The following is a 17,643-nucleotide window of genomic DNA, read 5'->3' as shown; positions in this document are numbered from 1 at the left end:
AACGGACCGGCTCGATTGTCGTGCTGACCCATCGAGGTTCGGGGGTACCCAGCCAAGGACAGATGCAGTCCGTCCCGACGCCCTTGAAACGACGTCGCTCAGCCTTCAGGCGCTGACCGGAGGATTGAGCTGAGCGTGCTTGCGCACGATCAGCATCGCCGTTTCCAGCGCCTGCTCGTAGTTCAGGCGCGGGTCGACGGCGGAACGGTAGGCACGCTCCAGGTCGACCTCGGTCAGGTCCCGGGCGCCGCCGGTGCATTCGGTGACGTCCTCGCCGGTCAGTTCCAGGTGCACGCCGCCCAGGCGGGTGCCGGCGGCGGCATGGATGTCGAACGACTGCTCGATCTCGCTGCGGATGTTGTCGAAGCGGCGTGTCTTGTAGCCGTTGCTGGTCGACTCGGTGTTGCCGTGCATCGCGTCGCAGATCCACAGCACCCGGCGACCATCGCGCTTCACCGCCTCGAGCAGCGCGGGCAGTTTCGCCGCCACGTGCGAAGCGCCCATGCGGTGGATCAGGCCGAGGCGGCCCGGCTCGTCGTCCGGGTTGAGCACGTCGATCAGCCTGAGCAACTGGTCCGGTGTCACCGACGGACCGACCTTGACCGCGATCGGGTTGCGGATACCGCGGAAGTACTCGGTGTGCGCGCCGTCGAGCGCGGCGGTGCGCATGCCCACCCAGGGGAAATGGGTGCTGAGGTTGAACCAGCCCCACTGCCGCGGCACCTGGCGCGTCTGTGCTTCCTCGTAGGGCAGCAGCAGCGCCTCGTGCGAGGTGTAGAAGTCCACCCGGTTGAGGTTGTGCACCTGGGCGCCGGCCAGCGTTTCCATGAAGCGCACGGCGTCGCCGATGCCCGCCACCATCTTCTGGTATTCGCCTGCGAGCGGCGACTGCTTCACCCAGCCCAGTCCCCAGTATTCCGGGTGGTGCAGGTCGGCGAAGCCGCCGTCGATCAGCGAGCGGACGAAATTCATCGTCATCGCCGAGCGCGCGTGCGCCTTGATCATGCGCCTCGGATCCGGCACGCGCGCCTGCGCGGTGAAGGCGGGGCCGTTGACGATGTCGCCGCGGTAGCTGGGCAGCTCCACGCCGTCGCGCACCTCGGTATCGGCCGAACGGGGCTTGGCGTACTGGCCTGCGAAGCGGCCCACGCGCACCACCGGCAGCTTCATCCCGTGCACGAGCACCAGGCTCATCTGCAGCAGCACCTTGAGCCGGTTGGAAATGATGTCGGAACTGCATTCGCCGAAGTTCTCGGCGCAATCGCCGCCCTGCAGCAGGAAGCGCCTGCCCTCCTGGGCCTCGGCCAGCTGCTGCTTGAGCGCGAGGATCTCCCACGAGGTCACCAGCGGCGGCAGCGCGCGCAGTTCGGCCTGCACCTCGGCGAGCGCGTCTTCGTCCGGATAGGTCGGCAGTTGCAGCGCCGGGCGCGTACGCCAGCTGCCGGGATGCCATTCGGACGGGAGGTTCACTGCTTGCAGGGGTCGGTCGTGCCTGGTCATGGACGTGCTCGGATGGATCGCGCGATGGTGCGCCGGTTGCTGCGACGCGTCAATTTCAGCTGCAACCTACGCCGTTGCGTGTTCAGCGCCGCCGGAACGAGGCCAGAAGCGCCCAAGCGGCCAGCAGCACGAACCAGACTAGGCTCCACCAGGGCATCGACAGGCCGAGGAAGGTCCAGTCCACCGCGCCGCAGTCGCCGGTGCCGATCAGCACCTGCCGGATCAGTCCGGGGGTGTCCATGGTCTCGCGCATGAACGCGAACGGGGCGCCGCATGCAGGGATTTCGGGGGGGAACATTTGCAGCCAGACATGCCGTGCGGCGACCCCGATCCCCGCCATCGCCGCGGCCAGCGCCAGCAATCCCCAGGCGCGGCGCCCGCCCGTCCCGCGCGGCGCATGCAATCCCGCCAGCAGCAGCACCAGGCCGAGCGCAGCGAAGGCGATGCGCTGGAAGATGCACAGCGGGCACGGCTTCAACCCCCAGGCGAACTGGCTGTAGATCGCGAAGCCGATCAGCGCGAAGCAGATCGCCGCGGCGGCCAGCATCTGGAAGCGGAACGACCAGCGGAAGGGGTTCATGCGTGCTCGTCGGGCAGTCGGGGCCGACATTATCCCCCGTCGTCGGGCCTGCGTACGACCGTCGGGACGCGTCAGCGCGTCGGCCATCGCCGGATCCGCAGGTCCATGGAACGCGAAAGCCCGGCCGGGCCGGGGCTTTGCTTGCCGCGCTGCAACCCTCGGGGCGCAGCTTACTCGGCGTCGGCCTGCGGGCGGTCCACCAGTTCGACGTACGCCATCGGCGCATTGTCGCCGGCCCGGAAGCCGCACTTGAGGATGCGCAGGTAGCCGCCGGGACGGCTCGCATAGCGCGGCCCCAGCGTGGTGAACAGGTTGCCGACCGCTTCCTTGTCGCGCAGGCGCGAAAAGGCGAGGCGGCGATTGGCGACGCTGTCGACCTTGCCGACGGTGATCAGCGGCTCTGCGACGCGGCGCAGCTCCTTGGCCTTGGGCAGGGTGGTCTTGATCAGTTCGTGCTTGAACAGCGACGCGGCCATGTTGCTGAACATCGCATCGCGGTGCGCGCTGGTGCGGTTGAACTTGCGACCGGCTTTCTGGTGGCGCATGGTCGTGGATCCTTATCGGTTGAAGTGTGAGGCCTTGGGTATCGCTGTCGCCATCCTGGCGTTGGAAATTGGACTGCGCTGGTCCGGTCCGGCATCCCTGGCCGGGGGGCCGCGAACTTGGGTTCGTCGGCGAAACTCATCTGGTGTACGTCAACAACTTGGAGCCGCGGCTGCGCCGCGCTTGCACTCCCGGCCCGGCGCAGCGCGCCGTGCGTTCGTGGTCGCCAGCCGTTGCCTGATGGCAACGGCTGTGCGGCGCCCACTCACCCCAGCATTCCGTGCTGCGAGACGCCGGCCGGCGGCCAGTTCTCGAGCTTCATGCCGAGCGACAGGCCGCGCTGGGCGAGGACTTCCTTGATCTCGGTGAGCGACTTCTTGCCCAGGTTCGGGGTCTTGAGCAGCTCGACCTCGGTCTTCTGGATCAGGTCGCCGATGTAGTAGATGCTCTCGGCCTTGAGGCAGTTGGCCGAACGCACGGTCAGCTCGAGGTCGTCGATCGGGCGCAGCAGGATCGGATCCACGCCCGGGGTCGCCGCCTTCTGGCCGCCGCGGTCGCGGTGGGTGAAGTCGCCGAACACGCTCAGCTGGTCGGTGAGGATGTCGGCGGCGGTGCGCACGGCTTCCTCGGCGTCGATCGTGCCGTTGGTCTCGATGTCGAGCACCAGCTTGTCGAGATCGGTGCGCTGTTCGACGCGTGCCGCTTCGACTTCATAGGCCACGCGGCGCACCGGCGAGAACGAGGCGTCGAGCATCAGCCGACCGATGGCGCGGGTTTCCTCGTCCGGGCGACGGCGCGCGGCGGCCGGCTGGTAGCCGAAGCCGCGCTCGATCTTCAGGCGGATGTTGAGCTGGGTGTCCTTGGTCAGGTGCGCGATCACGTGGTCGGGATTGAGGATCTCGACGTTGTGGTCGGTCTTGATGTCGGCGGCGGTGACGACACCCGGCCCGGACCTGCTCAGCGTGAGCGTCGAGCTCTCGCCGGTGCCCATGCGGATAGCAACGTCCTTGAGGTTGAGCAGGACTTCGAGCACGTCCTCCTGCAGCCCTTCGATCGTGCTGTACTCGTGCAGCACGCCGTCGATTTCGACCTCGGTGATCGCGAAACCCGGGATCGACGAAAGCAGCACGCGACGCAGCGCGTTGCCGAGGGTGTGGCCGTAACCGCGCTCGAGGGGTTCGATCACCACCTTCGCGCGGTTTCCGGCGAGGCGTTCGATCTGGGGACCACGGGGGCGCAGGACCTGGTTGGCGGTAACTGTCATGTTGATAGCGTCTCCTGCAGCGCCACCGCATCCGTCGACACGATGGCTCTAGGTGTTTCGAGCCCCCTGCCTGCTGGCAGGGGGTGGCCCGTGCGCGGGCACGGGCCGGGGGAGTTTTTGCTGGTGCCGCGGGTTGACCCGCCGCCAGTCCTTACTTCGAGTACAGCTCGACGATCAGCGCTTCGTTGATGTCCGCCGGCAGGTCGCCGCGGTCCGGGACCGCCTTGAACACGCCGCTGAACTTCTTCTGGTCGACCTCGACCCACGAAGGCGACAGGTCCATGCTGGACGAGACGTTTAGCGCTTCCTGCACGCGCATCTGCTTCTGCGCCTTCTCGGACAGGGCGATCGCGTCGCCGGCCTTGACCTGGTAGGAAGGCAGGTTCACGGGCTTGCCGTTGACCGTGACGCCGCGGTGCGAGACCAGCTGGCGCGCGGCCGGCCGGGTGATCGCGAAGCCCATGCGGTAGACGACGTTGTCCAGGCGCGTCTCGAGGAGCTGCAGCAGGTTCTCACCCGTGTTGCCCTTCTTGTTCGACGCCTTCTTGTAGTAGTTGCGGAACTGGCGCTCCAGCAGGCCGTAGATGCGCTTGACCTTCTGCTTCTCGCGAAGCTGCAGGGCGTAATCCGAAAGCTTGCTGCGACGCGCGCCGGTGCCGGCGCCATGCTGGCCGGGCTTCTGCTCCAGCTTGCACTTGGAGTCGAGCGCACGGGTCGGGGACTTCAGCGAAAGGTCGGCGCCTTCACGACGCGCGAGCTTGCAGGTGGGACCGATATAACGAGCCATGTTCTTTTCGCCCCCTTAGACGCGGCGCTTCTTCGGCGGACGGCACCCGTTGTGCGGGATTGGCGTCACGTCGATGATGTTGGTGATCTTGTAGCCCACGTTGTTCAACGAACGCACGGCCGACTCGCGACCCGGACCCGGGCCCTTGATGCGGACTTCCAGCGACTTGACGCCGTAGTCCAGCGCATCCTTGCCCGCCTTCTCGGCGGCGACCTGCGCGGCGAACGGGGTCGACTTGCGCGAGCCGCGGAAGCCCGCGCCGCCCGAGGTCGCCCACGAGAGCGCGTTGCCCTGGCGGTCGGTGATCGTGATGATGGTGTTGTTGAACGAAGCGTGCACGTGTGCGATGCCGTCGGTGACGACGCGCTTGATCTTCTTCTTCTGCTTGTTGGCAGCTGCCGGCTTGGCCATTTCGGATGTCCTCGATTACTTCTTGATGGCCTTGCGCGGACCCTTGCGGGTACGGGCGTTGGTCCGGGTGCGCTGGCCACGCAGGGGCAGGCCGCGGCGGTGGCGCAGGCCGCGGTAGCAGGCCAGGTCCATCAGGCGCTTGATGGCGATGCCGACCTCACGGCGCAGGTCGCCCTCGACCACGAACTTGCCGACCTCGGCGCGCAGGCGCTCGACGTCCGGCTCCGACAGGTCGCGGATCTTGGTGCTCGAGGACACACCGGCTGCTTCGCAGACCTGCTTCGAACGGGTACGGCCGATGCCGTAGATGCTTTGCAGCCCGACCCAGACGTGCTTCTGGGCAGGCAGGTTGACACCTGCAATACGCGCCATGCGCGGATCTCCAACTGGTTGGTCGTCCGGAACGGTTGATCCCGGCGAAGTGAACACGAAATTCTAACAGGGTCCCGGCTTCGTTGGAAGCCGAAGGCGCAAGCGCCCCCGGCCCGGCATGGGGAGTGTGCCCATGCTCCGGCGACGGATCCCGGCTGGCTGAACGGGGTTCCCCCCGCCCGGCCACGCGCACTACTCTGGTGCGCGAATCGGCCCGGATCCACCCATGCGCGGGACTGCCGCACGGGTCGCCCATCGTGCCGGGGGGAGGCGAAGCTCCGCGTCGGCGTGAATTCTGGTTATGCCTCCATGGCTGCCGGGGAGGCGCCCAGAGGCGCCGCTTCGGCTTTCGACGCCGAGGCCATCCATGGCGGGGCCATGGCGGCTTCGGATCGTCCGGCCCGACCATCCATGGTCGGGCGCTACGCCCGGACAGCGCGACAGTGTCGCGCTAGCGCGTCCGGGCTCCGCCCTTCAGGTTCGCCTTTTTGAGGAGGCTTTCGTACTGGTGCGACATCAGGTGGGCCTGGATCTGGGCGATGAAGTCCATCACCACGACCACCACGATCAGCAGCGAGGTGCCGCCGAAGTAGAACGACACCCCCATCTCCGCGCGCATGAACTCCGGCAGCAGGCAGACCAGGACCAGGTAGGCGGCGCCGGCGGCGGTCAGCCGGGTCAGCACCCCGTCGATGTATTCGGCGGTGGCCTTGCCCGGCCGGATGCCCGGCACCAGTGCGCCGGACTTCTTGAGGTTGTCGGCGGTTTCCTGCGAGTTGAACACCAGCGCGGTGTAGAAGAACGCGAACCCGGCGATCAGGCCCGCATACAGCAGGATGTACAGCGGCTCTCCCGGCGAGAGCGCCTGCGCCACCCGCTGCAGCCACTGCGCCGAACCGGCCTGGCCGAACCAGGTGGTGGCGGTGGCCGGGAACATGATGATCGACGAGGCGAAGATCGCCGGAATCACGCCCGCCATGTTGAGCTTGAGCGGCAGGAATGAGGTCTGGTTCATGTACGCGTTGCGCCCGCCCTGGCGGCGCGCGTAGTTCACCGTGATCCGGCGCTGGCCGCGCTCGACGAACACCACGAAGTAGGTAAAGGCCAGCACCAGCACCGCGATCACGATCACCGCGATCGGGCTCATGTCGCCGTTGCGCGCGGCCTCGATCGTACCGAGCACCGCACTCGGCAGGCCCGCGACGATGCCCGCGAAGATGATCAGCGACACACCGTTGCCGATGCCACGCTCGGTGACCTGCTCGCCCAGCCACACCAGGAACATGGTGCCGGCGGTCAGCGCGATGATCGCGGTCAGCACGAAGCCCGGGCCCGGGGCGTAGACCACGGGGATGCCGGTCCCGGCACCCTGGCTCTGCAGCGCGATCGCGATGCCGGCCGACTGGAAGATCGCCAGCGGGATCGCGCCGATGCGCGACCACTGGGTGATCCTGCGCCGGCCCGACTCGCCTTCCTTCTGGATCGCCTTCAGGCTGGGCACGATCTGCACCATCAGCTGCATGACGATCGAGGCGGAGATGTAGGGGATCACGTTCAACGCGAACAGGCTGAAGCGCTCCAGCGCGCCACCGGAGAACATGTTGAACATGTCCACGATGGTGCCTTCCTGCTGCTCCATCAGCTGCAGCATCGCGTCGGGGTTCACGCCCGGCACCGGGATGAAACAGCCGATGCGATAGACGATCAGCGCACCGAGCACGAACAGCAGGCGCTGGCGCAGTTCGGTGAACTTGCCCGCGCCGGCCAGACCCGACATCGCCCCTGCGCTTCGCGCCATGCCCTGCTTACTCCCCGATCTCGCCGCCGGCGGCTTCGATCGCCGCCCGGGCACCGGCCGTCACCAGCAGGCCCTTGAGCACGAGCTTCTTCGAGATCTCGCCCTTCTTGACGATCTTGGCCTTCTTGGCGATGCGCGGCACCAGCTTGGCGGCGCGCAGCGCGGCGAGGTCGACCTCGCCCTCGAGCTTGTCGAGCTGGTACAGGAACACTTCCGCGGTATCGGTCTTGAGCTTGGAACGGAAGCCGACCTTCGGCAGGCGCATGTGCATCGGCATCTGGCCGCCTTCGAAGCCGGCCTTGATCTTGCCCTTGCCGGCGCGTGCGAACGAACCCTTGTGGCCGCGGCCGGCGGTCTTGCCGAGGCCGGAACCGATGCCGCGACCGACGCGGGTGCGCTCCTTGCGGGCGCCGTCGGCAGGCTTGAGCGTGTTGAGCTTCATCTGATTACTCCTCGACCCGGACCAGGTAGTGGACCTTGTTGATCAGGCCACGGACCTGGGGGCTGTCCTTCAGTTCGCGGACATCGTTGAGCTTGTTGAGGCCGAGCGCACGCACCGACAGGCGGTGCTTCGCCTGCGAGCCGCGCAGGCCCTTGACCAGACGGACCTTCACGGTGCCGTCGTTGTTCCCGGTCTTAGCCATGGACGATGTCCTCCACCTTCTTGCCGCGCTTGGCCGCGATCTTGCCTGGCGAATGCATCGCCTCCAGGCCCTTGACCGTGGCGCGCACGAGGTTGATCGGGTTGCGCGAGCCGACGGCCTTGGCCAGCACGTCCTTGACGCCCACCGCCTCGAGCACGGCGCGCATCGCGCCGCCGGCGATCACGCCGGTACCCTCGGACGCGGGCTGCATGAACACGCGCGCCGCGCCATGGCCGGCCTTGACGGTGTGCCACAGGGTGGCGCCGTTGAGGTCGACGTTGCTCATGTTCTTGCGCGCGTACTCCATCGACTTCTGGATCGCGACCGGCACTTCGCGCGCCTTGCCGTAGCCGAAGCCGACCTTGCCGTTGCCGTCGCCCACCACCGTCAGCGCGGTGAAGGTGAACTGGCGACCGCCCTTGACCGTCTTGCTGACGCGGTTGACCGCGATCAGCTTCTCGATCATGCCGTCGTCCATCTCTTCGCGATCGCGATTGCGGTCGCGCCCGCGGGATTCACGTTGTTCTGCCATTGCCATGTCTCGTGTCTGGAAGGAATTTGCGGCTTTGCCGCTTATGGTTGTGGTCTGGAGCGGTGGACCGCGTCCGCGGGCAGAAGCCGCGGCGCGTCCGGTGCAACCCGCACCGGCAGGGGTGAGTCAAGGCAGGCTCAGCGCGGCACTGCCGCGCTGCCCTGGCGAACACCCGACCATGAATGGCCGGGTCGGACTGTCCGGAAGCGACAGTGTTCCGCCATGGATGGCGCCATGACCTGGTTTTTCAAGCGACGGAGGCAAGCCCCCGCCGGAACATCAGAACTGCAGGCCACCCTCGCGGGCGGCATCGGCCAACGCCTTGATTCGGCCGTGGTAACGGTAGCCGGAACGGTCGAAAGCGACCTTCTCGACCCCTGCCGCGCGCGCCTTCTCGGCGATCGCGCGACCGACCCTGGCGGCGGCCTCGGCATTCTTGGCGCTCGTCAGGCCTTCGCGCACGTCGGACTGGGTGGTGCTGGCCGCGGCCAGGACCTTCGAGCCGTCGGCACTGAACACCTGCGCGTACACGTGCTGGCCGGTGCGCAGCACCGACAGGCGCGGCACGCCGAGTTCGCGGATGTGCGCGCGGGTCGACTTGGCGCGGCGCAGGCGGGCGATTTTCTTGTCCATGGTCTGTTCTCTGGCGGGAAGCGGATCGGCCCTTAGGCCTTCTTGGCTTCCTTGCGGATGATGATTTCGTCGGAGTACTTCACGCCCTTGCCCTTGTAGGGCTCCGGCGGACGGAATCCACGGATCTTGGCGGCGACTTCGCCCACCAGCTGCTTGTCGGCGCCGGCGACGATCACTTCGGTCTGCGTCGGCGAGGTGATGGTGATGCCCTCCGGCGCCTTGAACACGACCGGGTGCGAGTAGCCGAGCGACAGGGTGAGGTCCTTGCCCTGGACGGCGGCACGGTAGCCGACGCCGACCAGCTCGAGCTTGCGCTCGAACCCGTGGGCGACGCCGTGCACCATGTTGGCGACGATCGCGCGCAGGGTGCCGGTCAGGGCGATCCGCGCCGGATCGTTCGCGGACAGCAACGCGTTGCCGTCCTCGATGCTGACCTGGATGTCGGCCGGCTTCGCGATCGACAGCGTGCCCTTCGGGCCCTTGACGCTGATCGACTCGGCCTGGGCATTGAGCTCGACGCCTTTCGGGAGGACGACCGGCTTCTTGGCGATGCGGGACATGAGCGTTACTCCCTTAGGCCACGAAGCACAGGACTTCACCGCCGACGCCCTGCTGGCGCGCCTGCGTATCGGTCATGATGCCCTTCGAGGTGGAGATGATCGCGACGCCGAGGCCGCCGAGGACCTTGGGCAGCGCGTCCTTGCCGCGGTACTGGCGCAGGCCCGAACGCGAAACGCGCTTGAGCTGCTCGATCACCGGACGGCCTTCGTAATACTTGAGTTCGATCTCGAGCTCGGCCTTGGCGCCGTTCTCGGACACGCGCAGCGCGGCGATGTAGCCCTCGTCCTTGAGGACGTTGGCGATCGCGACCTTGGTCTTGGAGGACGGCATCTTCACCGTCGGCTTGCCGACCGCGGCCGCATTCCGGATGCGGACCAGCATGTCGGCGATGGGATCAGTCATGCTCATGGAAATTCCTTATGAGTGCACCGATATCCGCTTTCGCGAAAATCTGTTCGGGTTGTCCCCGGCCTGGCCGGGCTTGCTGCGAGCCGCCGGGGGAAGCCGGCGAGCCGCACATTATATACGAGCCGGCCGTCCCACGGGCGGGTCAGCTGCCTCACCCGGCGCGAACCGGCACCGGGCCTTCCGCTCCGCCCGCGCGAACGCGACCGGAGGCGGTTCGTACTCCTACCAGCTCGCCTTGCGCAGGCCGGGCACGTCGCCGCGCATGGTGGCCTCGCGCAGCTTGTTGCGGCCCAGGCCGAACTTGGCATACACGCCACGCGGACGACCGGTGAGCGCGCAGCGCGTGGTCTGCCGGGCCGGCGACGAGTCGCGGGGCAGCTTCTGCAGCCTGGTCGCGGCCTCGATCTTCTCCTCGTAGCTCGCGGTCTGGCTGCTGATCACCTTCTTCAGCTCGGCGCGCTTGACGGCGTGCTTCTTGACCAGCTTGGTGCGCTTGGTCTCGCGGTTGACCATGGAGGTCTTCGCCATGTCTTTTCCTCAGTTGCGGAACGGGAAACGGAAGGCTTCGAGCAGTGCCTTGGCTTCCGCATTCGTCTTGGCGGTGGTAGTGATGGCGATGTCCATGCCGCGGATCGCGTCGACCTGGTCGAAATCGATCTCGGGGAAGATGATCTGTTCCTTCACGCCCATGTTGTAGTTGCCGCGGCCGTCGAACGACCGGCCCGACACGCCACGGAAGTCGCGCACCCGCGGCAGCGAGACGTTGACCAGGCGGTCGAGGAACTCGTACATGCGGTTGCGGCGCAGCGTGACCTTGCAGCCGATCGGCCAGCCATCGCGGATCTTGAACGAGGCCACCGAGACGCGCGACTTGGTCACCAGCGGCTTCTGGCCGCTGATCTTCGCCATGTCGGCAGTCGCGTTCTCGAGCACCTTCTTGTTGGCGGCAGCCTCGCCCACGCCCATGTTGAGCGTGATCTTGCTCAGGCGCGGCACCTGCATCGGATTGGTGTAGCCGAACTGCTTCATCAGCTTCGGCACCACTTCATCCTTGTAGAACTGTTCCAGACGGGTCGTCATTTCTTAATCCTCAGGATCAGGCGGTCAGACCGCCTCACCACTCGAGCGGAACACGCGCAGCCGCCGTCCATCCTCGAGCACCTTGGTACCGACGCGCTCGCCCTTGCCGGAGGCAGGGTTGAACAGCATCACGTTCGAAGCATCGATCGGCGCCTCGCGCTCGATCACGCCGCCGGGTTGGCCGGCTTGCGGGTTGGGCTTGGTGTGGCGCTTGACGATGTTGATGTTCGAGACGACGACCTTGTCGCCGAGCACGCGCACCACGTCGCCGGTCTTACCCTTGTCGCGCCCAGCGATCACGACCACCTGGTCGCCCTTCTTGATTCGATTGGCCATCTCTATGTCCTTCCGCTCACAGCACTTCGGGTGCGAGCGAGACGATCTTCATGAACTTCTCGGACCGCAGCTCGCGGGTCACGGGCCCGAAGATGCGCGTGCCGATCGGCTCGTGCTTGTTGTTGAGCAACACCGCGGCGTTGCCGTCGAAGCGGATCAGCGAACCATCCGCGCGACGCACGCCCTTTCGGGTGCGCACCACGACCGCGTCGTAGACCTCGCCCTTCTTGACCTTGCCGCGCGGGATCGCATCCTTCACGGAAACCTTGATGATGTCGCCGATCGCGGCATACCGGCGCTTGGAGCCGCCGAGCACCTTGATGCACATCACTTCCTTGGCACCGGAGTTGTCCGCCACGTCGAGGTGGCTCTGCATCTGGATCATGGGAAGCGTCCTCCGTTACTCGGCCGCGCGGGCGACGATCTCGACCACGCGCCAGTTCTTGGTCTTCGAAATCGGGGCCACTTCCACGAGGCGGACGATGTCCCCTTCCTTCGCGGCGTTGTCGGCGTCGTGTGCGTGCAGCTTGGTCGAGCGGCGGATGTACTTGCCGTAGAGCGCGTGCTTCACGTTGCGCTCGACCAGAACGGTCACGGTCTTGTCCATCTTGTCGCTGACCACCCGGCCCTGGACCGTGTTCTGCTTCTTTTCGCTGTTGTTCATGGTCGTGTGCCTTACTTCTTCGACCCGAGGAGCGTGTTCACGCGCGCGATTTCGCGGCGCACCCGACGTGCCTCGTGGGTCTTGGTCAGCTGGCCGGTCGCCTTCTGCATGCGCAGAGCGAACCGTTCCTTCTGCAGTTCCAACAGGTGGCTCTGCAGCTCGTTGGCGGACTTGCCGCGCAGTTCCTTGATCGTCGCCATCAGCGCACCGTCCGGGTCACGAAAGTGGTGGTGACCGAGAGCTTGGCGGCGGCCAGGCGGAACGCCTCGCGCGCCACGGCTTCGTCGACGCCCTCGATCTCGTAGATCATGCGGCCGGGCTGGATCTGCGCGACCCAGTACTCCACGCCACCCTTGCCCGAGCCCATGCGGACTTCGATCGGCTTCTTGGTGATCGGCTTGTCGGGGAACACGCGGATCCACATCTTGCCGCCGCGCTTGACGTGGCGGCTGATCGAACGACGGCCGGCCTCGATCTGGCGCGCGGTCAGCTGCCCGGTCGCGGTGGCCTTGAGTCCGTACTCGCCGAAGCTGACGGCGTTTCCGCTCCAGGCCAAGCCGTCGTTGCGGCCCTTGTGCATCTTGCGGTACTTGGTTCGCTTGGGTTGCAGCATGGTTTAGTCCCTCGCCTCGCGGTCGCCACGGTCGCGGCGCGGTCCGCGCGGACGCTCGCGATCGCCACGGTCGCCGCGATCGTTGCCGCGCGGCGAATCGTCCTGCTTCTCCTGGCCCACCTGGCTGAAATCGAAGATCTCGCCCTTGTAGATCCAGGTCTTGATGCCGATGATGCCGTAGGTCGTCTTGGCCTCGGCGAAGCCGTAATCGACGTCGGCGCGCAGCGTGTGCAGCGGCACGCGACCTTCGCGGTACCACTCCGAGCGCGCGATCTCGGCGCCGTTCAGGCGGCCGGCGACGTTGACCTTGATGCCCAGCGCGCCCAGGCGCATCGCGTTGCCGACGGCGCGCTTCATCGCGCGGCGGAACATGATGCGGCGTTCGAGCTGCTGCGCGATGGACTCGGCCACCAGCTGCGCGTCGAGCTCGGGCTTGCGCACCTCGGTGACGTTGATGTGCGCCGGGACGCCCATCATGGTGCTGACGTCCTTGCGCAGCTTTTCGATGTCCTCGCCGCGCTTGCCGATCACCACGCCCGGGCGGGCGGTGTGGATGGTCACGCGCGCGGTCTTCGCCGGGCGTTCGATCAGGATCTTGCTGATCCCGGCCGCGGCGAGCCGCTTGCGCAGCATCTCGCGGACCTTGAGGTCGGCGACGAGGTAGTCGGCGTATTCCTTCTTGCCGGCATACCACTTCGAGTTCCAGTCCTTGGCGATGCCGAGGCGGATGCCGGTGGGATGAACTTTATGACCCATTTACTTGCCCTCTCCCACGACGACGGTGATGTGGCTGGTGCGCTTGAGGATGCGCGTGCCGCGGCCCTTCGCGCGTGCCATGAAGCGCTTCAGCGTCGGACCCTCGTCGACGGTGATCGTCGCGATCTTCAGCTCGTCGATATCGGCGCCGGCGTTGTTCTCGGCATTGGCGATCGCCGACTCGACCAGCTTCTTGATCATCGCGGCGGCCTTCTTGTCGGAGAACTTCAGCAGGCTCACCGCCCGCTCCGCCGGCAGGCCGCGGACCTGGTCGGCGACCAGGCGCGCCTTCTGCGGCGAGATGCGGGCCGTGCGCAGCACGGCGGTCCGCTTGTTGGCCTCGGTGCGCACGCGCTTGGCCTCTTCGTGCTTGGCTCGTTTTGCCTTGTCCATCGTGCGCTCCTTACCTGCCCGACTTCTTGTCGCCGCCGTGACCCTTGAAGGTCCGCGTCAACGCGAATTCGCCGAGCTTGTGGCCAACCATGTTCTCGTTGACCAGTACCGGGATGTGGTTGCGGCCGTTGTGGACGGCGATCGTGAAGCCCACCATTTCCGGCAGGATCATCGAGCGGCGCGACCAGGTCTTGATCGGCTTCTTGGTGTTGCCCGCCACTTCCACCTTCTTGATCAGGTGGTGGTCGACGAACGGGCCCTTCTTCAGTGAACGTGCCATGGTCTATCAGCTCCTGCGGTCGCGCACGATGAACTGCTGCGTCCGCTTGTTCTTGCGGGTCTTGTAGCCCTTGGTCGGCACGCCCCACGGGGTGACCGGGTGCGGGTTGCCCTGGCCGGCCTTCGCCTCGCCGCCGCCGTGCGGGTGGTCGACCGGGTTCATGGCCGCGCCGCGGACGGTCGGCTTGATGCCGCGCCAGCGCTTGGCACCGGCCTTGCCCAGCTTCTCGAGGTTGTGCTCGACGTTGCCGACCTCGCCGATCGTGGCGCGGCACTCGGCCGGCACGCGGCGCATCTCACCCGAACGCAGCCGGATCAGCGCGTAGACGCCTTCACGCGCGACCAGCTGCACGCCGGCGCCGGCGGCGCGCGCGATCTGCGCGCCCTTGCCTGGCTTCATCTCGATGCAATGCACGGTCGAACCGACCGGGATGTTGCGCAGCGGCAGGGTGTTGCCGGCCCTGATCGGCGCATCGTTGCCCGCGATCACCTGGTCGCCGGCCTTCAGGCCCTTGGGCGCGATGATGTAGCGGCGCTCGCCGTCGACGTAGCACAGCAGCGCGATGTGGGCGGTGCGGTTCGGGTCGTACTCGATCCTTTCCACGCGCGCCGGGATGCCTTCCTTGTCGCGCTTGAAGTCGATGATGCGGTAGTGCTGCTTGTGGCCGCCACCGATATGGCGCGTGGTGATGCGGCCATGGTGGTTGCGGCCACCGGACTTGCCCTGCGGCTCGACGAGCGCGGCATGCGGCGCTCCCTTGTGCAGGTCGGGCGTCACCACCCGGACCGCGGAGCGGCGACCGGGGGACGTGGGCTTGAATTTCATCAAAGGCATGGGAGCTTCCTCAGGCCGTCGCGTTGATGACGTCGATCGACTGGCCCTCGGCCAGCGTCACGTACGCCTTGCGCCAGTTGCCGCGGCTGCCCTGGCGGAAACGGAAGGACTTGCTCTTGCCCTTCACGTTGACCACGTTGACCGCCGAAACCTTGACGTCGAACAGCTTCTCGACCGCGGCCTTGATGTCGGCCTTGGTCGCGTCCTTCGCCACTTCGAACGCGTACTGGTTGGATACTTCCTGCAGGCGCGCGGTCTTCTCGGACACGCGCGGCGCACGGATCACTTCATAGAGCTTGGCGTCGTTCATGCCAGCCACTCCTCGATCTTCTTCACTGCGCCGGTGGTGACCAGCACGCTGTCGGCACCGACCAGCGACACCGGGTCCAGGCCCTGCACGTCGCGCACTTCGACGTACGGCAGGTTGCGCGCGGACAGGTACAGGTTCTCCGAGGCGTCCTCGGTCACGATCAACGGACGCCGGCCGAGATCGAAATCCTTCAGCTTCGAGATCAGGCCGCTGGTCTTCGGCGCGTCGATGTCGAACGACTCGACGACCGTGATCCGACCCTGGCGGTTGAGCTCGGACAGGATCGCCGCCATCGCGGCGCGATACATCTTGCGGTTGACCTTCTGCGCGAAGCTGCGCGGCTTGGCCGCGAAGGTCACGCCGCCGCCGACGAAGATCGGCGCGGTCAGCGCGCCGTGGCGTGCGCCACCGCCCTTCTGCTTCTTCGACTTCTTGGTGGTGCCGTTGACTTCGGCGCGGGTCTTCTGCGCCTTGGTCCCGGCGCGACCGGCGTTGCGATAGGCAACGACGACCTGGTGGACCAGGTCGCCGCTGAATTCGCGGCCGAAGATCGCGTCGGAGACGGACAGCTTGTCGTTGCTACCGTTGATGGCGAGTTCCATCGTCATCTCTCCTTATGCCTTGCTCGAGGGACGCACGATGACGTCGCCACCGGGTGCGCCGGGCACCGCGCCCTTGACGGCGATCAGGCCGCGCTCGGCGTCGACCTTCACCACCTGCAGGCGCTGCGTGCTCTGTGTATCCGCACCCATGTGGCCGGACATCTTCTTGCCCGGGAAAACGCGGCCCGGCGTCTGCCGCTGGCCGATCGAACCCGGCGAGCGGTGCGACAGCGAGTTGCCGTGCGTGGCGTCGCCCATCTTGAAGTTCCAGCGCTTGATCGTGCCCTGGAAGCCCTTGCCCTTGGTCACGCCCTGGACGTCGACGATCTGGCCGACCTCGAAGATGTCGGCCTTGATCTCGCCGCCGACCTCGAAATCGGCGATCTTGTCGTCGGCCACACGCAGTTCCCACAGGCCGCGGCCGGCTTCGACCTTGGCCTTGGCCAGGTGGCCGGCCTCGGGCTTGGTCAGCAGCGAGGCGCGCTTGACGCCGGCGGTGACCTGCACGGCGCTGTAGCCGTCGGTCGCGACCGTCTTCACCTGGGTGATGCGGTTCGGGGTGGCTTCGATCAGGGTCACCGGTACGGACTTGCCGTCTTCGGTGAACACCCGGCTCATGCCGGCCTTGCGGCCGACGATGCCCAACGAATGGATCTTCGCGGTCATGGTGACGGTCCTCAGGTCAGCTTGATCTGGACGTCGACGCCAGCCGCGAGCTCGAGCTTCATCAGCGCGTCCACGGTCTTGTCGTTGGGGTCGACGATGTCGAGCACGCGCTTGTGCGTGCGGGTCTCGTACTGGTCGCGCGCGTCCTTGTCGACGTGCGGCGACACCAGCACGGTGTAGCGTTCGATCTTGGTCGGCAGCGGGATCGGGCCGCGCACCTGCGCGCCGGTCCGCTTGGCCGTTTCGACGATCTCGCTGGCCGAACGGTCGATCAGGCGGTGATCGAACGCCTTGAGCCGGATCCGGATTTTCTGGTCCGCCATGACGGAATTCCTTCGTTGAAAGAGCGACAGGCCCTGCGGCTGGGTGCGCAGGACCCCGTTGAACCTTCGACCTCGCGGGAAGAACCAACCCCGGGAGTTTCGGGCGACTGCAAAAATCAGGGCAGACCGGTTGCCCGATCCGCCCAGAGAGGGAACAGCGAGCGCAACGAAACGCCCCGCCTATGTGTCCCGGAGACCTCCGGAACGGGCGAAGCGCATGCCGCGCGACATGGTCCCTGTCTGGCGAAGACGAGGCGCATCCTGCACCTCATTTCGCGGTTTCGCGGGCGGCCATGAAGCCTGCCGCCCGTGAAGAGTCGAATATTATGAAACCTTCACGGGTGGGATGCAAGGGGTCTTGCAGCTTTTTTCCGTGTCGGCCTGGGCTCCGGGCGGCAGGCGGCTTGCGCCGCCTCGCCCTTGACCTGTCCGGTTTCCGGTGGGGACCGGGGCCGGTTAGTTGGATCCCTCGCTTGCGCTCGGGATGATGTTCCGGCAGCCACGCGCTTGCGCGCGTGGGCCGTCACATCACTTGATGATCTTCGCCACCACGCCGGCGCCGACCGTACGGCCACCCTCGCGGATCGCGAAGCGCAGGCCCTCGTCCATCGCCACCGGGTTGATCAGCGACACCACCATCTTCACGTTGTCGCCCGGCATCACCATCTCGGTGCCCTCCGGCAGCGTCACCGCACCGGTGATGTCGGTCGTGCGGAAGTAGAACTGCGGACGGTAGCCCTTGAAGAACGGCGT

At 66.6% G+C, this 17,643-nt stretch carries 30 protein-coding genes; all 30 read right to left on the bottom strand.

The genetic code is table 11. The features are described from left to right. Positions 1-105: 105 nt before the first annotated feature. Positions 106-1,500, bottom strand: a complete 1,395-nt coding sequence (locus FZO89_RS14820) for a class II 3-deoxy-7-phosphoheptulonate synthase (RefSeq protein ID WP_149104225.1) — start codon at positions 1,498-1,500, stop codon at positions 106-108. 82 nt (positions 1,501-1,582) lie between these two features. Continuing rightward, entirely contained in the window at positions 1,583-2,080 is a 498-nt protein-coding gene (locus FZO89_RS14815; protein ID WP_149104627.1) for a disulfide bond formation protein B, read from the bottom strand. Between the two features lie 170 nt (positions 2,081-2,250). After that, positions 2,251-2,625, bottom strand: coding sequence for a 50S ribosomal protein L17 (gene rplQ / locus FZO89_RS14810; RefSeq protein ID WP_149104224.1), 375 nt, complete (start codon positions 2,623-2,625; stop codon positions 2,251-2,253). 263 nt (positions 2,626-2,888) lie between these two features. Beyond that, on the bottom strand, positions 2,889-3,887 hold the full coding sequence (locus FZO89_RS14805; RefSeq protein WP_149104223.1) for a DNA-directed RNA polymerase subunit alpha: 999 nt from the start codon (positions 3,885-3,887) through the stop codon (positions 2,889-2,891). A gap of 151 nt (positions 3,888-4,038) precedes the next feature. Then, positions 4,039-4,674 (bottom strand): 30S ribosomal protein S4, encoded by a 636-nt coding sequence (rpsD, locus tag FZO89_RS14800; protein ID WP_149104222.1) that lies wholly within the window; start codon positions 4,672-4,674, stop codon positions 4,039-4,041. Between the two features lie 15 nt (positions 4,675-4,689). Then, positions 4,690-5,085: a 30S ribosomal protein S11 gene (gene rpsK, locus FZO89_RS14795; RefSeq protein ID WP_149104221.1), complete on the bottom strand. Its 396-nt coding sequence runs from the start codon at positions 5,083-5,085 to the stop codon at positions 4,690-4,692. Positions 5,086-5,100: 15 nt separating this feature from the next. Continuing rightward, on the bottom strand, positions 5,101-5,457 hold the full coding sequence (rpsM, locus tag FZO89_RS14790) for a 30S ribosomal protein S13 (protein ID WP_149104220.1): 357 nt from the start codon (positions 5,455-5,457) through the stop codon (positions 5,101-5,103). A 451-nt stretch (positions 5,458-5,908) separates the two neighbouring features. Further along, entirely contained in the window at positions 5,909-7,234 is a 1,326-nt protein-coding gene (secY, locus tag FZO89_RS14785; protein ID WP_425480483.1) for a preprotein translocase subunit SecY, read from the bottom strand. Positions 7,235-7,262: 28 nt separating this feature from the next. Continuing rightward, positions 7,263-7,697 (bottom strand): 50S ribosomal protein L15, encoded by a 435-nt coding sequence (gene rplO, locus FZO89_RS14780; protein ID WP_149104218.1) that lies wholly within the window; start codon positions 7,695-7,697, stop codon positions 7,263-7,265. Between the two features lie 4 nt (positions 7,698-7,701). Further along, positions 7,702-7,899, bottom strand: coding sequence for a 50S ribosomal protein L30 (rpmD, locus tag FZO89_RS14775; protein WP_149104217.1), 198 nt, complete (start codon positions 7,897-7,899; stop codon positions 7,702-7,704). After that, positions 7,892-8,431 carry a 30S ribosomal protein S5 gene (gene rpsE / locus FZO89_RS14770; RefSeq protein WP_149104216.1) on the bottom strand — a complete coding sequence of 180 codons (540 nt, stop codon included), beginning with the start codon at positions 8,429-8,431 and terminating at the stop codon, positions 7,892-7,894. The genes rpmD and rpsE overlap by 8 nt, the downstream gene beginning before the upstream one ends. Positions 8,432-8,710: 279 nt before the next feature. Next, on the bottom strand, positions 8,711-9,064 hold the full coding sequence (gene rplR, locus FZO89_RS14765; protein ID WP_149104215.1) for a 50S ribosomal protein L18: 354 nt from the start codon (positions 9,062-9,064) through the stop codon (positions 8,711-8,713). Between the two features lie 32 nt (positions 9,065-9,096). Next, positions 9,097-9,624 carry a 50S ribosomal protein L6 gene (rplF, locus tag FZO89_RS14760; RefSeq protein ID WP_149104214.1) on the bottom strand — a complete coding sequence of 176 codons (528 nt, stop codon included), beginning with the start codon at positions 9,622-9,624 and terminating at the stop codon, positions 9,097-9,099. A 13-nt stretch (positions 9,625-9,637) separates the two neighbouring features. After that, positions 9,638-10,033 carry a 30S ribosomal protein S8 gene (rpsH, locus tag FZO89_RS14755; protein WP_149104213.1) on the bottom strand — a complete coding sequence of 132 codons (396 nt, stop codon included), beginning with the start codon at positions 10,031-10,033 and terminating at the stop codon, positions 9,638-9,640. A gap of 222 nt (positions 10,034-10,255) precedes the next feature. Next, complete coding sequence (rpsN, locus tag FZO89_RS14750) at positions 10,256-10,561, bottom strand: 30S ribosomal protein S14 (protein ID WP_149104212.1); 306 nt, start codon at positions 10,559-10,561, stop codon at positions 10,256-10,258. Between the two features lie 9 nt (positions 10,562-10,570). Beyond that, positions 10,571-11,113 (bottom strand): 50S ribosomal protein L5, encoded by a 543-nt coding sequence (rplE, locus tag FZO89_RS14745; protein ID WP_149104211.1) that lies wholly within the window; start codon positions 11,111-11,113, stop codon positions 10,571-10,573. Positions 11,114-11,137: 24 nt separating this feature from the next. After that, on the bottom strand, positions 11,138-11,449 hold the full coding sequence (rplX, locus tag FZO89_RS14740) for a 50S ribosomal protein L24 (RefSeq protein ID WP_149104210.1): 312 nt from the start codon (positions 11,447-11,449) through the stop codon (positions 11,138-11,140). A 16-nt stretch (positions 11,450-11,465) separates the two neighbouring features. Next, the gene (gene rplN, locus FZO89_RS14735; protein WP_146387447.1) at positions 11,466-11,834 is read right to left on the bottom strand and encodes a 50S ribosomal protein L14; all 369 of its coding nucleotides are present in this window, start codon (positions 11,832-11,834) and stop codon (positions 11,466-11,468) included. Positions 11,835-11,849: 15 nt separating this feature from the next. After that, on the bottom strand, positions 11,850-12,113 hold the full coding sequence (gene rpsQ / locus FZO89_RS14730; RefSeq protein ID WP_149104209.1) for a 30S ribosomal protein S17: 264 nt from the start codon (positions 12,111-12,113) through the stop codon (positions 11,850-11,852). 11 nt (positions 12,114-12,124) lie between these two features. Further along, positions 12,125-12,313, bottom strand: a complete 189-nt coding sequence (gene rpmC, locus FZO89_RS14725) for a 50S ribosomal protein L29 (protein WP_149104208.1) — start codon at positions 12,311-12,313, stop codon at positions 12,125-12,127. Further along, complete coding sequence (gene rplP / locus FZO89_RS14720) at positions 12,313-12,726, bottom strand: 50S ribosomal protein L16 (RefSeq protein WP_149104207.1); 414 nt, start codon at positions 12,724-12,726, stop codon at positions 12,313-12,315. Before rplP ends, rpmC begins: the two co-directional genes overlap by 1 nt. A gap of 3 nt (positions 12,727-12,729) precedes the next feature. Beyond that, positions 12,730-13,482 (bottom strand): 30S ribosomal protein S3, encoded by a 753-nt coding sequence (rpsC, locus tag FZO89_RS14715; RefSeq protein ID WP_149104206.1) that lies wholly within the window; start codon positions 13,480-13,482, stop codon positions 12,730-12,732. Then, a complete protein-coding gene (gene rplV / locus FZO89_RS14710) occupies positions 13,483-13,875 on the bottom strand; it encodes a 50S ribosomal protein L22 (RefSeq protein WP_238345857.1) in 393 nt (130 codons plus the stop codon). A gap of 10 nt (positions 13,876-13,885) precedes the next feature. Beyond that, a complete protein-coding gene (gene rpsS, locus FZO89_RS14705; RefSeq protein ID WP_149104205.1) occupies positions 13,886-14,155 on the bottom strand; it encodes a 30S ribosomal protein S19 in 270 nt (89 codons plus the stop codon). Between the two features lie 6 nt (positions 14,156-14,161). Next, positions 14,162-14,989 carry a 50S ribosomal protein L2 gene (gene rplB / locus FZO89_RS14700; RefSeq protein WP_149104204.1) on the bottom strand — a complete coding sequence of 276 codons (828 nt, stop codon included), beginning with the start codon at positions 14,987-14,989 and terminating at the stop codon, positions 14,162-14,164. 10 nt (positions 14,990-14,999) lie between these two features. Beyond that, a complete protein-coding gene (gene rplW, locus FZO89_RS14695; RefSeq protein ID WP_149104203.1) occupies positions 15,000-15,299 on the bottom strand; it encodes a 50S ribosomal protein L23 in 300 nt (99 codons plus the stop codon). Further along, entirely contained in the window at positions 15,296-15,901 is a 606-nt protein-coding gene (gene rplD, locus FZO89_RS14690; protein ID WP_149104202.1) for a 50S ribosomal protein L4, read from the bottom strand. The genes rplW and rplD overlap by 4 nt, the downstream gene beginning before the upstream one ends. 12 nt (positions 15,902-15,913) lie before the next feature. Continuing rightward, a complete protein-coding gene (gene rplC / locus FZO89_RS14685; RefSeq protein WP_149104201.1) occupies positions 15,914-16,567 on the bottom strand; it encodes a 50S ribosomal protein L3 in 654 nt (217 codons plus the stop codon). Between the two features lie 11 nt (positions 16,568-16,578). After that, positions 16,579-16,890, bottom strand: a complete 312-nt coding sequence (gene rpsJ, locus FZO89_RS14680) for a 30S ribosomal protein S10 (protein WP_005408208.1) — start codon at positions 16,888-16,890, stop codon at positions 16,579-16,581. 528 nt (positions 16,891-17,418) lie between these two features. Further along, positions 17,419-17,643 (bottom strand): EF-Tu C-terminal domain-related protein (locus FZO89_RS14675; protein WP_149104200.1); only part of this gene is annotated, 225 nt, incomplete at its 5' end.

The sequence above is a fragment of the Luteimonas viscosa genome, assembly GCF_008244685.1.
Lineage (GTDB): Bacteria > Pseudomonadota > Gammaproteobacteria > Xanthomonadales > Xanthomonadaceae > Luteimonas > Luteimonas viscosa.
The sequence above is the reverse complement of the archived record's forward strand: the minus strand, read 5'-3'. Positions and strand labels throughout refer to the sequence as shown.

Coding starts and splice junctions, on each gene's coding strand:
- rplO (WP_149104218.1), bottom strand. CDS start 7,697: ATGAAGCTCAACACGCTCAAGCCTGCCGACGGCGCCCGCAAGGAGCGC.
- rpmC (WP_149104208.1), bottom strand. CDS start 12,313: ATGGCGACGATCAAGGAACTGCGCGGCAAGTCCGCCAACGAGCTGCAG.
- rplX (WP_149104210.1), bottom strand. CDS start 11,449: ATGGCCAATCGAATCAAGAAGGGCGACCAGGTGGTCGTGATCGCTGGG.
- rpmD (WP_149104217.1), bottom strand. CDS start 7,899: ATGGCTAAGACCGGGAACAACGACGGCACCGTGAAGGTCCGTCTGGTC.
- secY (WP_425480483.1), bottom strand. CDS start 7,234: ATGTCGGGTCTGGCCGGCGCGGGCAAGTTCACCGAACTGCGCCAGCGC.
- rpsK (WP_149104221.1), bottom strand. CDS start 5,085: ATGGCCAAGCCGGCAGCTGCCAACAAGCAGAAGAAGAAGATCAAGCGC.
- rpsQ (WP_149104209.1), bottom strand. CDS start 12,113: ATGAACAACAGCGAAAAGAAGCAGAACACGGTCCAGGGCCGGGTGGTC.
- rplN (WP_146387447.1), bottom strand. CDS start 11,834: ATGATCCAGATGCAGAGCCACCTCGACGTGGCGGACAACTCCGGTGCC.
- rplW (WP_149104203.1), bottom strand. CDS start 15,299: ATGAACGACGCCAAGCTCTATGAAGTGATCCGTGCGCCGCGCGTGTCC.
- rplC (WP_149104201.1), bottom strand. CDS start 16,567: ATGACCGCGAAGATCCATTCGTTGGGCATCGTCGGCCGCAAGGCCGGC.
- rplE (WP_149104211.1), bottom strand. CDS start 11,113: ATGACGACCCGTCTGGAACAGTTCTACAAGGATGAAGTGGTGCCGAAG.
- rplD (WP_149104202.1), bottom strand. CDS start 15,901: ATGGAACTCGCCATCAACGGTAGCAACGACAAGCTGTCCGTCTCCGAC.
- FZO89_RS14805 (WP_149104223.1), bottom strand. CDS start 3,887: ATGACAGTTACCGCCAACCAGGTCCTGCGCCCCCGTGGTCCCCAGATC.
- rpsN (WP_149104212.1), bottom strand. CDS start 10,561: ATGGCGAAGACCTCCATGGTCAACCGCGAGACCAAGCGCACCAAGCTG.
- rplV (WP_238345857.1), bottom strand. CDS start 13,875: ATGGACAAGGCAAAACGAGCCAAGCACGAAGAGGCCAAGCGCGTGCGC.
- FZO89_RS14815 (WP_149104627.1), bottom strand. CDS start 2,080: ATGAACCCCTTCCGCTGGTCGTTCCGCTTCCAGATGCTGGCCGCCGCG.
- rplQ (WP_149104224.1), bottom strand. CDS start 2,625: ATGCGCCACCAGAAAGCCGGTCGCAAGTTCAACCGCACCAGCGCGCAC.
- rpsJ (WP_005408208.1), bottom strand. CDS start 16,890: ATGGCGGACCAGAAAATCCGGATCCGGCTCAAGGCGTTCGATCACCGC.
- FZO89_RS14820 (WP_149104225.1), bottom strand. CDS start 1,500: ATGACCAGGCACGACCGACCCCTGCAAGCAGTGAACCTCCCGTCCGAA.
- rpsC (WP_149104206.1), bottom strand. CDS start 13,482: ATGGGTCATAAAGTTCATCCCACCGGCATCCGCCTCGGCATCGCCAAG.
- rplB (WP_149104204.1), bottom strand. CDS start 14,989: ATGCCTTTGATGAAATTCAAGCCCACGTCCCCCGGTCGCCGCTCCGCG.
- rplF (WP_149104214.1), bottom strand. CDS start 9,624: ATGTCCCGCATCGCCAAGAAGCCGGTCGTCCTCCCGAAAGGCGTCGAG.
- rpsH (WP_149104213.1), bottom strand. CDS start 10,033: ATGAGCATGACTGATCCCATCGCCGACATGCTGGTCCGCATCCGGAAT.
- rpsS (WP_149104205.1), bottom strand. CDS start 14,155: ATGGCACGTTCACTGAAGAAGGGCCCGTTCGTCGACCACCACCTGATC.
- rplR (WP_149104215.1), bottom strand. CDS start 9,064: ATGGACAAGAAAATCGCCCGCCTGCGCCGCGCCAAGTCGACCCGCGCG.
- rpsE (WP_149104216.1), bottom strand. CDS start 8,431: ATGGCAGAACAACGTGAATCCCGCGGGCGCGACCGCAATCGCGATCGC.
- rplP (WP_149104207.1), bottom strand. CDS start 12,726: ATGCTGCAACCCAAGCGAACCAAGTACCGCAAGATGCACAAGGGCCGC.
- rpsD (WP_149104222.1), bottom strand. CDS start 4,674: ATGGCTCGTTATATCGGTCCCACCTGCAAGCTCGCGCGTCGTGAAGGC.
- rpsM (WP_149104220.1), bottom strand. CDS start 5,457: ATGGCGCGTATTGCAGGTGTCAACCTGCCTGCCCAGAAGCACGTCTGG.